Origin of the sequence: Bradyrhizobium sp. R2.2-H, from assembly GCF_004346455.1 — a bacterium.
Lineage (GTDB): Bacteria > Pseudomonadota > Alphaproteobacteria > Rhizobiales > Xanthobacteraceae > Bradyrhizobium > Bradyrhizobium diversitatis.
The window spans coordinates 559,359-573,523 of record NZ_SMBR01000001.1; the positions used below are offsets into that span (position 1 = coordinate 559,359).

The window sequence follows — 14,165 nt, forward strand, 5'->3', positions numbered from 1 at the left end:
CAAGGCTGTTTGACGATGACGGCGATCGATCCCGCGCTCCGCACCACCAAGACGACGTGCCCCTATTGCGGCGTCGGCTGCGGCGTGCTCGCGACGCCCGACGGCAAGGGCGGTGCGGCGATCGCGGGCGATCCCGATCATCCCGCCAATTTCGGCCGGCTGTGCTCCAAGGGCTCGGCGCTCGGCGAGACCGTCGGCCCCGAAGGTCGGCTGCTGTATCCGATGATCCGCTGCAAGGGCGTGCTCGAGCGGGTCGCCTGGAGCGATGCGCTCGACCACGTCGCCCATCGCATGAAGCACATCGTGGCGCGCGACGGCGCGGACGCAGTCGCCTTCTATCTCTCCGGCCAGCTCCTCACCGAGGACTATTACGTTGCCAACAAGCTGATGAAGGGGTTTGTCGGAACGGCGAATGTCGACACCAATTCGCGGCTCTGCATGTCCTCCTCGGTCGCGGGCCATCGCCGCGCCTTCGGCGCCGACACCGTGCCCGGCTGCTACGAGGATCTCGACCAGGCCGACCTGCTCGTCTTCGTCGGCTCGAATGCGGCCTGGTGCCATCCCGTGCTGTTCCAGCGCATGTTGAAGAATCGGCAGGAGCGCGGCGCGCGCATGGTCGTGATCGACCCGCGCCGTACCGACACCGCCGGTGATGTCGATCTCTTCCTCGGTCTCAAGCCCGGCACCGACACGGCGCTGTTCTCCGGCCTCCTCGTGCATCTGGCCGACAATGGTGCGTTGGATCGGGACTACATCGCGCAGAACACCAGCGGATACGACGACGCGCTGGCGCGTGCGCGCAACATCGCCGGCAGTGTCACTGCGACGGCGCTTGCCACGGGCCTCTCCGAGCAGGACGTCGCCACCTTCTTCAGGATGTTCCGTGACACCGAGAAGGTCGTCACGCTCTATTCGCAAGGGGTCAACCAGTCGGCGCAGGGCACCGACAAGGTCAACGCCATCCTGAATTGCCATCTTGCGACGGGGCGCATCGGCAAGCCCGGTGCCTCGCCGTTCTCGCTCACCGGCCAGCCCAACGCGATGGGCGGTCGTGAGGTCGGCGGCCTCGCCAATATGCTTGCCGCCCATATGGGTTTCACGCCGCCCGACATCGATCGCGTCAGGCGGTTCTGGAAGGCGCCGCGCATCGCCACCCATGAGGGGCTGAAGGCGGTGCAATTGTTCGAGGCCATCAACCGCGGCGAGATCAAGGCGCTCTGGGTGATGGGTACCAACCCCGCGGTGTCGCTGCCCGATGCCGACATGGTCCGCGATGCCCTGAAGAAGCTCGAGCTGTTCGTGGTCTCCGAGAACGTGCTCTCCAACGACACCGTCGCGGCCGGCCCGCATGTGTTGCTGCCGGCGCTGGCCTGGGGCGAGAAGTCGGGCACCGTGACCAATTCCGAGCGGCGTATCTCGCGCCAGCGCGCCTTCCTGCCTGCGCCCGGCGAGGCGCGCCCCGATTGGTGGATTCTCAGCGAGATCGCAAAACGTTTCGGTTTCGGCGACAGCTTCAACTACAAATCCGCCGCCGACATCTTTCGCGAGCATGCCGCACTCTCGGCCTTCGAGAACAATGGCAGCCGCGATTTCGATATCGGCGCGCTGAGTTCGGTGTCCGACGAAGCGTTCGACGCCTTGGAGCCGGTGCAATGGCCCGCGCGCGAGGGGCAGACGCCCGGCGAGCGCTTCTTTGCGAGCGGCGGGTTCTTCACCAATGACGGCAAGGGCCGCTTCGTCGCGCCGGAAGTGCCGGCGCTGCGCGCCGAGACCGGACCGTCGCGCCCCCTGCGGCTCAACACCGGGCGCATCCGCGACCAGTGGCACACCATGACACGCACGGGGCTCAGCCAGCGGCTGGGCGCGCATTTGCCGGAGCCCTTCGTCGAGATTCATCCCGATGACGCCAGCAAATACGGCATCGCCCATGACAGCTATGCCCGCATCACCACCGATTATGGCAAGTGCATCCTGAAGGCCGTCGTCAGCGACCGGCAGCAGCGCGGCACCCTGTTCGTGCCGATCCACTGGAGCGCGATGAACACCTCGCACGGCCGCGTCGGCGCGCTGGTGCAGTCCTTCACCGATCCGTTCTCGGGCCAGCCGGAGGCCAAGGCGACGCCGGCGGCGATCGCTCCTAACGAATTCGTCTTCCGCGGCTTCGCGCTGTCGCGAAACCAGATCGACCTGCCGGAGAACCTGTTGTGGACCCGCGTCACGGTCGCCGGCGGCTTCGGCTATCTCTTCGCGGACAACGGCGATCTTTCGCGCTGGCCCGCCTGGCTCGAGAACGTCGCGGGCGAGGACGTTGCCGAGTACCGCGACTTCGGCGGCGGGGTCTATCGCGCCGCCTCGTTCGCGGGCGAGCGCATCGAGACCTGCCTGTTCGTCGGACCCGCTCACGACGCCGGCGATTGGGAGGTGGTGAAAAGCGCATTCGCCGCCGACCAGGTGACCGACGAGCAGCGCCGTATGCTGCTGTCCGGCAAGTCGATAGAGGGCGCCGCTTCGACCGGCCCGATCGTCTGCGCCTGCTTCGGCGTCGGCCGCGGCACCATCTGCGACACCATCGCTGGCGGTGCACGCACCGCCGCCGAGATCGGCGCCAGGCTCAAGGCCGGCACCAATTGCGGCTCCTGCATCCCCGAGCTGAAGCGGTTGATCGCGACGACGGAAGTGCCTGCACAGCAGGCGAAGGTCGCGAGCGCGGCGGGGTAGGGAGGACGTTCTCAGTCGCTGCAGACTCCGTTGTCATCGCCCGGCTTGACCGGGCGATCCAGTATTCCAGAGACAGCGAGAGATACGGAGAAGCCGCGGCGTACTGGATTCCCCGCTTTCGCGGGGAATGACAGTGAGGGCGGGGCGCCCATGCCCCCGCGCCAATCGACGCGCCCTCGATTGTGCCCTATGCTGCCGCGCTCCCCTCAACAAACACAACAACAATCATGTACCTGGAAACGCCGCCGCGCCTGATCGAGACCGCGATCTTCTCCGCCATGCCCGACAAGTTCCGCCGCAAGGGCGAGCGGACCGATTGGGCCGACGCCAACCGGCCGGGCATTGCCACCGACAGCTTCATCGAAGGTCCTTCATTCGACAAGGATGGCAACCTCTACATCGTCGACATTCCCTTCGGCCGCATCTTTCGTATCGCGCGTGACGGCGAGTGGTCGCAGGTCATCGAATACGAGGGCTGGCCGAACGGGCTGAAGATCGCATCCGACGGCTGCATCCTGGTCGCCGACTACATGCACGGCCTCATGGAACTCGATGCAAAGGCCGGGCGGATCAAGCCGGTGCTGACGGCGCGCAATTCGGAATCGTTCCGCGGCTGCAACGATCTCCACCTCGCCAGCAACGGCGACGTCTATTTCACCGATCAGGGCCAGACCGGCCTGCACGACCCCAGCGGTCGGGTCTATCGACTTGCGTCGAACGGCCGGCTCGATTGCCTGATCGACACCGGCATCAGTCCGAATGGCCTCGTGCTCGACCCGACCGAGACCGTGCTGTTCGTCGCGATGACGCGCGACAACGCGGTGTGGCGGTTGCCGTTCATGAAGGACGGCAGCGTGTCCAAGGTCGGCCGTTTCTGCTCGCTGTTCGGCACCAGCGGTCCTGACGGCATGACCATGGATGCCAAAGGCCGCCTGTTCGTCGGTCATGCCTCGCTCGGCCATGTCTTCGTGTTCGCGCCGAACGGGGAACTGATCGCGCGGATCAAGTCGTGCGCCGGGCCGAACTGCACCAATGTCGCGATCGGTGGTGAAAACAAGGATCGGCTCTATATCACGGAGTCTGCGACCGGCAGCGTGCTGGTAGCGGATATCGGCGGGCTCTAGTTTCTTCGCCTCTCCCCGCCTGCGGGGAGAGGCCGGAATTTGCGAGTGCAAATTCCGGGTGAGGGGGAGTCTCCGCGAGTCCAACTGCCAGCGAATCTGCGGAAGCAGCCCCTCACCCCGACCCTCTCCCCGTAAGAACGGGGAGAGGGAGGAAAGACAGCGGAGATCGGAGCGACCATGAACACACATCCCTTCGGCCGGACCGGCGCCAACGTCTCCGTGATCGGGCAGGGCACCTGGTATCTCGACCACGGCGATCGCAAGCGCGCGATCGCGGCGCTTCAGCGCGGGCTCGATCTCGGCATGACCCATATCGACACCGCCGAGATGTACGGCGATGCCGAGCTCGTCATTGCGGATGCGATTGCGGGCCGTCGCGATGAAGTGTTTCTCGTTTCAAAAGTGCTGCCGAGCAACGCCTCGCGCCGCGGCACCATCACCGCCTGCGAGCGTTCGCTGAAGCGACTGAAGACCGACCGGCTCGACTGCTATCTCTTGCACTGGCGCGGCTCCTATCCGCTCGAGGACACCGTCGCTGCGTTCGAGGAGCTGGTGAAATCAGGCAAGATCAAATCCTGGGGCGTCTCCAATTTCGATGCCGACGATCTCGACGAGATTCTCGAAGTCGCAGGCGAGGGCCGGATCGCCTGCAACCAGGTGCTCTATCACCTGAAAGAACGCGCGATCGAGCATGCGGTGATCCCGTGGTGCGAACGGCACAATGTCGCCGTCGTCGCCTACTCGCCGTTCGGCCATGACGATTTCCCGGCGAGCAGCAGCAAGGGCGGCGCGGTGCTCGCGCGCATCGCGGAGACGCGTCGCGCGACACCGCGTCAGGTCGCGCTGAGCTTTCTCACCCGTGCGACTACGGTGTTCGCGATACCGAAGGCCTCGTCTGCGGAACATGCCGCCGAGAATGCGGCGGCAGGCGACCTCGTGCTGACGAAGGACGAGATTGCCGCGCTGGACGCGGCGTTTCCCCGCGGGCCGAAGCCGCGTAGCCTTCCCATGCTGTAGTGCACAATTGGCAATATTAACGGAGCATTGACGCGCGCGGCGGCCCGCGCATATCGGCATCCTGTTTTCGGAAGTTGTGAACGGGGCGCATTTGTCGTTTTTTACGGCCGTTCTCGATTCGCATTTTGCCCGGGTTCCAGCCGTGACACCGCCGCCCGCCGCAGCCGCAAGGCTCGACAGTATTCCCATGCCCGCACCGGAGAAGAAGCAGCAGGCTCGCCGCGCGCCTGCGCGCGTCGATCATCCATTCAAGGGCATTGCGCTGATCCTGCTCTCGACGGTGTTTCTCGGCTGCTCCGACGTCACTGCGAAATATCTCTCGACCAGCCTGCCGTCGATCGAGATCACTTGGATCCGCTTCCTCACCTTCACGCTGCTGTTCACGCCGGTGATGCTGCCGGCCTCGCCGTTCTTTGCGATGCGGACCAAGCGTCCCGGCCTGCACGTGATGCGCGGGGCGGCGCTGCTCGGTTCCTCGCTGTTCTTCATCACGGGTCTCGGCTTCCTGCCGATCGCGGAGGCATCGGCCACCGGCTTCGTTGCGCCGCTGTTCGTCACTGCGCTCTCGATCGTCTTCCTCGGCGAGAAGGTCGGCATGCGCCGCTGGCTCGCGACCGCGCTCGGCCTCATTGGCGTGCTGATCATTCTGCGTCCGGGCACCAGCGCATTTCACCCCGCCGCAGTCTTTCCGTTGGTCTCAGCCGCGTGCTGGGCCGGCACGCTGATCCTGACGCGCATGATGAGCGGGCGGGAAGCCGTCGTCACCACCATGGCCTATTCCTCGCTGACGGGCCTTGCGATCCTGACCGCGCTGGTGCCGTTCGTCTGGGTTACGCCATCCTGGACCGCGATCGCGCTCGGCATCTTCATCGGCGTCGCCTCGACCGCGGGCCAGTGGATCGTCGTGCTCGCCTATCGCTACGGTGACGCCTCGGTGCTGGCGCCGTTCTCCTACACGCAGCTGCTCTGGGTCAGCATTCTGGGCTTCTTCATCTTCGGCGAAGTGCCCGATGTCTTCACCATCACCGGCGCGGCCTTCATCGTCGCCAGCGGCCTCTACATCGCCCATCGCGAGCGTGTCCGCCGCGCCCAGCTCCTGGTGCTGGAGGAGCGTTCCCCGAACGCCTGACGCAAGTTCGCTCCTCGTGCTTTGTGGTATCAGCGCTCCAAACAATATGGGAGGAGCCGGATGCGGGCCGCGATTTTCAGGAACGGAGAGATCGTCGTCGACCGGATCGCCGAGCCGAAGCCGGGGCCCGGCCAGGTGCTGGTCAGGACGCTCGCCTGCGGCATCTGCGGCTCCGACCTGCACGCGCGCCAGCACGCCCATCGCATGGTGGAGATGGCACGGAAGGTCGGGCGCAAGCCGATGGACCTCTCCCGTGACGTCGTGTTCGGCCACGAGTTCTGCTGCGAAATCGTCGACTACGGCACCGGCACCGAACGCAAGCTCAAGCCCGGCACCCGCGTCTGCTCGCTGCCGGCGCTGCTGACGCCTGAGGGCATCGAGGGCATCGGCTATTCCAACGACAATGTCGGCGGCTATGCCGAGGCGATGCTGCTCAGCGAAGCGCTGCTGCTTGAGGTGCCCAACGGGCTTGCGCCCGAGCATGCCGCGCTCACCGAGCCGCTGGCGGTCGGCGTCCACGCCGTGGCGAAAGCCAATATCAGCGGCGGCGAGGTGCCGCTCGTGATCGGCTGCGGCCCGGTCGGCCTCGCGGTGATCGCCGCGCTGAAACTTAGGGGCCTGCATCCGATCGTCGCCGCGGACTATTCGCCGGCCCGGCGCGCGCTCGCGGCGAAGCTGGGCGCGGACGTCGTCGTCGATCCCAAGGTATCGCAGCCCTATGCGACCTGGGCCGAGCACGCGCAGATGTCGGAGGCGGAGAAGGCGGCACGGCCGCCGTTTCGGGCCATGCTGCCGGCGCTGAAGCCCGCGGTCATCTTCGAATGTGTCGGCGTGCCCGGCCTGCTGCAACAGGTGTTCGAAGGCGCGCCGCGCGATGCACGCATCGTCGTGGTCGGCGTCTGCATGGAAGCCGACAGAAGCGAGCCCATGCTCGGCATCATGAAGGAGCTGAGCGTCCAGTACGTGCTCGGCTACACGCCGGACGAATTCGCAAGCTCATTGCGCCTGATCGCGGAAGGGCAGGTGGATGCGGCCGCGATGGTGACGGCCGAAGTCGGCATCGACGGAGTCGCCAAAGCATTTGCCGATCTCGCCAATCCCGAGATGCATACCAAGATCATCGTGCAGCCGTGGCGATAGCAACTTGGCAGGGTGCTGTAGGGTGGGTTAGCCCTGCGACTGCGCGAAGCGCAGTTCGCACGGCGTAACCCGCCACTTCTCTTGCGGCGGAGACAGAAGAGGTGGGTTACGCCGAGCAAATGCGCTGCGCGCATCAGCCCGTCTAACCCACCCTACGAGATCTCCCTCAATATTTCGCCGGCACGTACATCTCCGGCGGGACCGGCCCTCGCTGATAGTCGGGATTGCGCACGCGCGGCGGCAGCGTCACCGGAGCCCGCACGACCTCCTGGTACGGTATCTGAGTCAATAGATGTGCGATGCAGTTGAGCCGGGCGCGCTTCTTGTCCACGGCATCGACGATCCACCACGGGCTATCCGGCAGGTGCGTGTGCTCCAGCATCGTCTCCTTGGCCTTGGTGTAAGCCTCCCAGCGACTGCGTGACTCCACGTCCATCGGGCTCAGCTTCCACTGCTTCAGGGGATCCTTGATGCGCATCGTGAAGCGGAATTGCTGCTCGTCGTCGGTGATCGAGAACCAGTATTTGACCAGGATGATGCCGGAGCGGATCAGCATGCGCTCGAACTCCGGCACCGTCTTGAAGAACTCCTGATATTCGTCCTCCGAGCAGAAGCCCATCACGCGCTCGACGCCGGCGCGGTTGTACCAGCTACGGTCGAACAGCACGATCTCGCCGCCGGCCGGCAGGTGCGCGACGTAGCGTTGGAAGTACCATTGCGTGCGCTCGCGCTCGTTCGGCGCCGGAAGCGCCGCGACGCGGCAGATGCGCGGATTGAGGCGCTGGGTGATGCGCTTGATCACGCCGCCCTTGCCGGCGGCGTCGCGGCCCTCGAAGAGCACCACGACCTTCTTCCTCTCGCTCTGCACCCAGTCCTGGAACTTGACGAGTTCGCCCTGAAGGCGAAGCAGTTCCCGGAAATAGAGCCTGCGATCGACCGTCGGTTTCAGCGTTCCGGTCTCGTCGAGGAGCTCGTCGAGACGGGCATCATCCAGCTCCATCTCCAGTTCCTCGTCGAGATCGTCGGCCATTTCCTGGATGATGCGCTCGCGCTTGGAGATCTCGGATTTGCGATCGGCTGCGGTCATGGGTGCTTCTCTCGGCTCGAATACCAGTCACAACGACCATCGGCGGGGTTTGTTGCGACCATGTGACAACGTGGGATCCCGCTGACGCAGGTCACACCGGCAGCGCGATCGAATATTTCACCTGGCTGAGCGCGAAACTCGACTCGATCGAGGCGATGCCATCGAGTCGGGTCAGCTTGGTCTTGAGGAACGTCTCGTAGGAGGCGAGGTCGGCCGCCACCACGCGGAGCAGATAGTCGCGGTTGCCGGTCATCAGATAGCACTCCAGGACCTCGTCCCATTTCGAGATCGCGCGGGCGAAGCGGTTGAGATCCTCCTCCTTCTGCCGCGCCAGCTTGATCGAGATGAAGACGCTGACATGCAGCCCCAGCGCCTTCTGGTCCACTGTCGCGATATAGCGCGAGATCACGCCGCGCTCCTCCAGCAGCTTGACCCGGCGGTGGCAGGGCGAGACCGAGAGTCCGACCTTGTCGGCGAGCTCCTGCATGGTCATCCGGCTGTCGTTCTGGAGATGGCCGAGGATTTTCCGGTCGATGGCGTCGAGCTCTGGCATTGGGATGGAACCTGGGTCAGGAGGCGTCTGATTGGTAAAATATCCCAATATCGGCCGGTATGGCGCGAAAAATTGAGAAGTTTGGCGCGGCCCGCGGGCGTATGATCAGTGCTTATTTCCCGGAGCATCGCCATGCCCGTTGACCCCGCTCGCCTCGACACCCTGACAGCGCTCGCCCGCAAGGCACTGTGGCTGTCGTCCTGGACCATCCACCACGCCAACCACATCCGTTCCAATGCGGACGGCCTCAAGGTCGGCGGCCACCAGGCTTCCTCCGCCTCGCTCGCGACCATCATGTCCGCGCTGTACTTCCACGTGCTGCGGCCGGAGGATCGCGTGGCGGTGAAGCCGCATGCGAGCCCGGTGTTCCACGCCATCCAGTATCTGTTCGGCCGCCAGACCCGCGAGAAGCTGGAGAATTTTCGCGGCTTCAAGGGCGCGCAGTCCTATCCGTCGCGCACCAAGGACGTCGACGACGTCGATTTCTCCACCGGCTCGGTCGGCCTTGGCGTCGCGCAGACGCTGTTCTCTTCGCTGGTGCAGGACTACGTCAAGGCGCGCGGCTGGATGAAGGACCGCCGCGAAGGGCGGATGATCGCCCTCGTCGGCGACGCCGAGATGGACGAGGGCAACATCTTCGAGGCGCTCGCGGAGGGCTGGAAGCACGGCCTGCGCAACACCTGGTGGGTGGTCGACTATAACCGCCAGTCGCTCGATGCCGTCGTGCGCGAAGGTCTTTGGGAAAAGTTCGAGACCATGTTCCGCAATTTCGGCTGGGACGTGGTGATCGTGAAATATGGCCGCCTGATGCGCGAGGCGTTCGCGGAGCCAGGCGGCGAAGCCTTGAAGCGCTGGATCGACAACTGCCCGAACGCGCTTTACGCGGCACTGTGCTTTCAGGGCGGCGCGGCCTTCCGCAAGCATCTGCACGACGAGATCGGCGACCAGGGCCCCATCACCAAGTTAATCGACAGGCGCAGCGACGAGGAACTGCTCGCGCTGATGTCGAATCTCGGCGGCCATGACATGGCGAGCATGCTGGAGGCGTTCGACTCCATTGATCACGATCGCCCGGTCTGCTTCATCGCCTACACCATCAAGGGCGTCGGCCTGCCTTTCCAGGGCCACAAGGACAACCATGCCGGCCTGATGACCGTCGCGCAGATGGAGAAGTACCGCGACAGCCAGAACATCCGGCCCGGACACGAATGGGACAAGTTCGAAGGGCTGACGCAGGATGCGGCCGAACTCGAAGCGTTCCTTGCACGGGTGCCGTTCAACCAGGACGGCCGCCGGCTGACGGCTCCCGTCGTCGAGGTGCCCCAGCAGCTCGCCTTCAAGCCGTCGCCACAGATGTCGACCCAGCAGGGCTTTGGCCTCGTGCTCAACGAGATCGCGCGCAGCGACGGCGAACTGGCGAGGCGCATCGTTACGACCTCGCCCGACGTCACCGTCTCGACCAATCTCGGCCCATGGGTCAACCGCCGCGGCCTGTTCGCACGTGCCGAAAAGGCGGACTTATTCCGCAGCGAGAAAATTCCCTCGACCTACAACTGGGACGCCTCGCCCAGGGGTCAGCATCTCGAGCTCGGTATTGCCGAGATGAACCTGTTCATCATGCTCTCCGCGCTCGGCCTGTCGCACCAGATCAACGGCGAGCGGCTGCTGCCGGTCGGCACGCTCTACGATCCCTTCATCGAACGCGGCCTCGATGCGCTGAACTATGCCTGCTACCAGGATGCCCGCTTCATGGTGGCGGCGACGCCGTCCGGCATCACGCTCGCGCCGGAGGGCGGCGCGCACCAGTCGATCGCGACGCCCTTGATCGGCATGGCGCAGGACGGGCTCGCCTCGTTCGAGCCGGCCTTCGTCGACGAGCTCGCCGTGATCATGGCTTTCGGTTTTGAGCACATGCAGCGCGAGGCGGGCGAGGGCGGCTCGGTCTATTTGCGGCTTTCCACGCGCAGTATCGAGCAGGCGCAGCGGATCATGACGCCGGAGCTGAGGCAGGGCATCACCGACGGTGCTTATTGGTTGCGCAAGCCGGGCCCGAATGCCGAAGTCGTGATCGCCTATACCGGCGCAGTCGCGCCGGAAGCGATCGAGGCCACCGGCTTCATCGGCGAGAGCCGCCGCGACATCGGCCTGCTCGCGATCACCTCGGCGGACCGCCTGCATGCCGGTTGGACCGCAGCGCGGAAATTGCGGCGCGACCGCCGCGGCGTGCAGCATCTCAGCCACATCGAAAAGCTGCTGGCGCCGCTGCCGCGCGACTGCGGCATCGTGACCGTAATCGACGGCCATCCTGCCGCGCTCGGCTGGCTCGGCAGCGTCCGCGGCCATCGCGTCGAGGCGCTCGGCGTCGAGCAGTTCGGCCAGACCGGCAGCATCGCGGACCTTTATCGGCACTACGGCATCGATGCCAACGCCATCATCGATGCGGCCGAAAGCCTCACCACCGGTGCGCCGGTGCTGCACCGGAAGATGGCGGTGTAGTCGAGGTAACCACGTCGACATTCCGGGGAGACGCGTAGCGTCGAGCCCGGAATCCATCGGGCTTCAGCGCAGGTGGTGAGATGGATTCCGGGCTCGCGACTTTGTCGCGCCCCGGAATGACGGCGGGACTACCTTGCCACGTTCCCGCCATCGGCTCATATAGCCTCCGCTCGCCGCAACGCTGGCCCCGCATATGGCGGGTTCAATTGCCGGCGCTTTCGTGCAAGGATGCCTGCCGAAACGCCCCCTCCAAGCCCCAAGAAGAGGTTAATGATGGTCAATCGCATGCAATTCTACATCGACGGCGCCTGGGTCGATCCCGCCGTCAAGAAGTCCACCGCCGTGGTCAATCCGGCGACGGAAGAGGCGATGTACGAGGTTGCGCTGGGCTCCAAGGCCGACGTGGACAAGGCCGTCGCCGCCGCCAAGCGCGCCTTTGCCACCTTCTCCCAGACCAGCCGCGACGAGCGCGTCGCGCTGCTGTCGAAGGTTATCGAAGTCTACAAGGGCCGTCTCAAGGAGATCGGCGCTGCTGTCTCCGACGAGATGGGCGCGCCGCTGCCGATGGCGGAAAAGCTCCAGGCCGGCGCCGGCCTCGGCCATCTCATGACCACGCTCGACGTGCTCAAGAACTATCATTTCGAGGAGCCGGTCGGCACCGCCATGGTGCTGCGCGAGCCGATCGGCGTGGTCGGCATGATCACGCCCTGGAACTGGCCGCTGAACCAGATCGCCTGCAAGGTCGCGCCCGCGCTCGCCGCCGGCTGCACCATGATCCTGAAGCCCAGCGAGTTCACGCCGACCTCGGCGCTGATCTTCGCCGAGATCCTGCATGAAGCCGGCGTGCCCAAGGGCGTGTTCAACCTCGTCAACGGTCTTGGCCCCGAGGTCGGCGCCGCCATGAGCGAGCATCCTGATATCGACATGATCTCGTTCACCGGCTCGACCCGCGCCGGCATCGACGTGGCCAAGCGCGCCGCGCCCACCGTGAAGCGCGTCAGCCAGGAGCTGGGCGGCAAGTCGCCGAACGTCATCCTCGAAGGCGCCGACCTCACGAAGGCAGTGACCGGCGGCGTGATGCACATGTTCAACAACTCCGGCCAGTCCTGCAACGCGCCCTCGCGCATGATCGTGCCGCTGTCGAAGATGAAGGAAGTCGCCGCGATCGCGAAGGCCGCGGCCGACAAGACTAAGGCCGGCGATCCCCGCGCCGAAGGCACCACCATCGGCCCCGTCGTCAACCGCGGTCAGTGGGACAAGATCCAGGGCCTGATCAAGAAGGGCATCGACGAGGGCGCTACCCTCGTCGCCGGCGGCCCGGGCCTGCCCGAGGGTGTCAACAAGGGCTTCTATGTCCGTCCGACCATCTTCGCCGACGTCACGCCCGACATGACGATCGCGCGCGAAGAGATCTTCGGACCGGTGCTGACCATCATCGGTGCCAAGGACGAGGCCGACGCGGTGCAGATCGCCAACGACACGCCCTATGGCCTCGCGGGCTACGTCACGGGTCCGACGGTCGAGGACGCCAAGCGCGTCGGCCGCCAGATCCGCGCCGGCAACGTCAACCTGCAGGGCGTGCCCAACGACCGAACCGCGCCGTTCGGCGGCTACAAGCAGTCCGGCAACGGCCGCGAGTGGGGCAAGTTCGGCCTCGAGGACTTCCTCGAAGTGAAGGCCGTCGCGGGCTTCAACGCGGCGTAAGTTCGAGCGGTTGGAAAGAATGACGCCGGAGCGGGAGGCCGCTCCGGCGTTTTTGTTTTGCGGAGTTCGTAGGGTGGATTAGCGAAGCGTAATCCACCATGTCGCCGTGGAGACCAAAGAGGTGGGTTACGCCTTCGGCTAACCCACCCTACGATTTCGAACTATCCCCCCACCGCGCCTTGCGTGTTCACATACAGCGCATAGATCGACTGGCTCGCCGCCATGAACAGGCGGTTGCGCTTGAGGCCGCCAAAGCAGAGATTGGCGCAGCGCTCGGGCAGCGCGATGCGGCCGATCATGACGCCGTCGGGCGCGAACACCACGACGCCGTCGAGCTCGGGATCGCCCATGCCCCAGCCGCACCAGAGATTGCCGTCGATGTCGCAGCGCATGCCGTCGGGCGTGCCGGGACCTGCATCGATGTGGACGCGCTTGTTGGAAATCGTGGTGCCGTCGGCCGAAACGTCATAGGCGAGGATCTTGCGGTTCGGTACCCCGCGCGATTCCACGACGTAGAGGATCTTCTCGTCCGGCGAGAAGCACAGCCCGTTCGGCCCGAGCACGCCCTCGGCCAAGATGGTTGCCTTTCCGGTTGCGGGATCGAGCCGATAGACATTCGGCTCGATCTCGGGCTCCGCGGTGTAGCCCTCGTAATTGCCGAGCAGGCCGAAGGTGGGATCGGTGAACCAGATCGAGCCGTCCGACTTAACAACGACGTCGTTCGGCGAGTTCAGCCGCTTGCCGTCGAACGAGTCGATCAGCACGGTGATGCTGCCGTCATACTCGGTGCGGACAACGCGCCGCCCGCCATGCTCGCAGGTGATGAGCCGCCCCTGCCGGTCGCGGGTGTTGCCATTGGCGAAGTTCGAGGGCTTGCGGAACACGCTGACTGCGCCGGTCTCCTCCTCCCATTTGAGGATGCGCTGGTTCGGGATGTCGCTGCACAGCAGATAGCGCCCGTCGCCGAACCACACGGGACCCTCGGCCCAGCGCAGGCCGGTCGTCAGCCGCTCCACCGCCGACAATTTCAACCAGTATTTTTCGAAGCGGGGATCGAGTGCCTTGATCGCGGGATCAGGGTAATAGGTCGCCGGCCGCCAGCCTTGATTTTGGGACGATGCATCGTTCATGTGCGGGTCTCGTCGTTGCGTTCCCTCTGTCCAAGTCTGCTAGCATCAGATATCCATGGCCGCAAAT

The 14,165-nt window shown here is 65.2% G+C and carries 10 protein-coding genes; 7 read left to right on the forward strand and 3 right to left on the reverse strand.

Annotated elements, in window-relative coordinates; genetic code table 11:
* Positions 1 to 15: 15 nt before the first annotated feature.
* The 5 genes from EDE08_RS02675 to EDE08_RS02695 all read left to right on the forward strand — a co-directional run bounded on the left by EDE08_RS02675 (position 16) and on the right by EDE08_RS02695 (position 7,128).
* Positions 16 to 2,718, forward strand: coding sequence for a nitrate reductase (locus EDE08_RS02675; RefSeq protein ID WP_131866885.1), 2,703 nt, complete (start codon positions 16 to 18; stop codon positions 2,716 to 2,718).
* A gap of 227 nt (positions 2,719 to 2,945) precedes the next feature.
* Complete coding sequence (locus tag EDE08_RS02680) at positions 2,946 to 3,842, forward strand: SMP-30/gluconolactonase/LRE family protein (protein ID WP_131866887.1); 897 nt, start codon at positions 2,946 to 2,948, stop codon at positions 3,840 to 3,842.
* 177 nt (positions 3,843 to 4,019) lie between these two features.
* A complete protein-coding gene (locus tag EDE08_RS02685; protein ID WP_131866889.1) occupies positions 4,020 to 4,859 on the forward strand; it encodes an aldo/keto reductase in 840 nt (279 codons plus the stop codon).
* Between the two features lie 187 nt (positions 4,860 to 5,046).
* Positions 5,047 to 5,988, forward strand: a complete 942-nt coding sequence (locus tag EDE08_RS02690; protein ID WP_165935715.1) for a DMT family transporter — start codon at positions 5,047 to 5,049, stop codon at positions 5,986 to 5,988.
* 60 nt (positions 5,989 to 6,048) lie between these two features.
* Complete coding sequence (locus EDE08_RS02695) at positions 6,049 to 7,128, forward strand: zinc-binding dehydrogenase (RefSeq protein WP_131866893.1); 1,080 nt, start codon at positions 6,049 to 6,051, stop codon at positions 7,126 to 7,128.
* A gap of 166 nt (positions 7,129 to 7,294) precedes the next feature.
* On the opposite strand, the gene ppk2 is transcribed toward EDE08_RS02695, so the two are convergent.
* Together ppk2 and EDE08_RS02705 are read right to left on the reverse strand one after the other, a co-directional pair.
* Positions 7,295 to 8,215: a polyphosphate kinase 2 gene (ppk2, locus tag EDE08_RS02700; RefSeq protein ID WP_131866895.1), complete on the reverse strand. Its 921-nt coding sequence runs from the start codon at positions 8,213 to 8,215 to the stop codon at positions 7,295 to 7,297.
* A 91-nt stretch (positions 8,216 to 8,306) separates the two neighbouring features.
* The gene (locus EDE08_RS02705) at positions 8,307 to 8,768 is read right to left on the reverse strand and encodes an Lrp/AsnC family transcriptional regulator (protein WP_131866897.1); all 462 of its coding nucleotides are present in this window, start codon (positions 8,766 to 8,768) and stop codon (positions 8,307 to 8,309) included.
* Positions 8,769 to 8,900: 132 nt separating this feature from the next.
* Here EDE08_RS02705 and EDE08_RS02710 point away from each other — a divergent pair, with 132 nt between their 5' ends.
* On the forward strand, positions 8,901 to 11,264 hold the full coding sequence (locus tag EDE08_RS02710; RefSeq protein WP_131866900.1) for a thiamine pyrophosphate-binding protein: 2,364 nt from the start codon (positions 8,901 to 8,903) through the stop codon (positions 11,262 to 11,264).
* Positions 11,265 to 11,537: 273 nt separating this feature from the next.
* Positions 11,538 to 12,968, forward strand: coding sequence for an aldehyde dehydrogenase family protein (locus EDE08_RS02715; RefSeq protein WP_131867442.1), 1,431 nt, complete (start codon positions 11,538 to 11,540; stop codon positions 12,966 to 12,968).
* A gap of 161 nt (positions 12,969 to 13,129) precedes the next feature.
* On the opposite strand, the gene EDE08_RS02720 is transcribed toward EDE08_RS02715, so the two are convergent.
* Entirely contained in the window at positions 13,130 to 14,098 is a 969-nt protein-coding gene (locus tag EDE08_RS02720; protein WP_131866902.1) for an SMP-30/gluconolactonase/LRE family protein, read from the reverse strand.
* Positions 14,099 to 14,165: the final 67 nt, after the last annotated feature.

Excerpts from the sequence above, each read along its gene's own strand:
- EDE08_RS02710 (WP_131866900.1), top strand. The coding sequence starts at position 8,901 with ATGCCCGTTGACCCCGCTCGCCTCGACACCCTGACAGCGCTCGCCCGC.
- ppk2 (WP_131866895.1), bottom strand. The coding sequence starts at position 8,215 with ATGACCGCAGCCGATCGCAAATCCGAGATCTCCAAGCGCGAGCGCATC.
- EDE08_RS02680 (WP_131866887.1), top strand. The coding sequence starts at position 2,946 with ATGTACCTGGAAACGCCGCCGCGCCTGATCGAGACCGCGATCTTCTCC.
- EDE08_RS02685 (WP_131866889.1), top strand. The coding sequence starts at position 4,020 with ATGAACACACATCCCTTCGGCCGGACCGGCGCCAACGTCTCCGTGATC.
- EDE08_RS02720 (WP_131866902.1), bottom strand. The coding sequence starts at position 14,098 with ATGAACGATGCATCGTCCCAAAATCAAGGCTGGCGGCCGGCGACCTAT.
- EDE08_RS02690 (WP_165935715.1), top strand. The coding sequence starts at position 5,047 with ATGCCCGCACCGGAGAAGAAGCAGCAGGCTCGCCGCGCGCCTGCGCGC.
- EDE08_RS02695 (WP_131866893.1), top strand. The coding sequence starts at position 6,049 with ATGCGGGCCGCGATTTTCAGGAACGGAGAGATCGTCGTCGACCGGATC.
- EDE08_RS02675 (WP_131866885.1), top strand. The coding sequence starts at position 16 with ATGACGGCGATCGATCCCGCGCTCCGCACCACCAAGACGACGTGCCCC.
- EDE08_RS02715 (WP_131867442.1), top strand. The coding sequence starts at position 11,538 with ATGGTCAATCGCATGCAATTCTACATCGACGGCGCCTGGGTCGATCCC.
- EDE08_RS02705 (WP_131866897.1), bottom strand. The coding sequence starts at position 8,768 with ATGCCAGAGCTCGACGCCATCGACCGGAAAATCCTCGGCCATCTCCAG.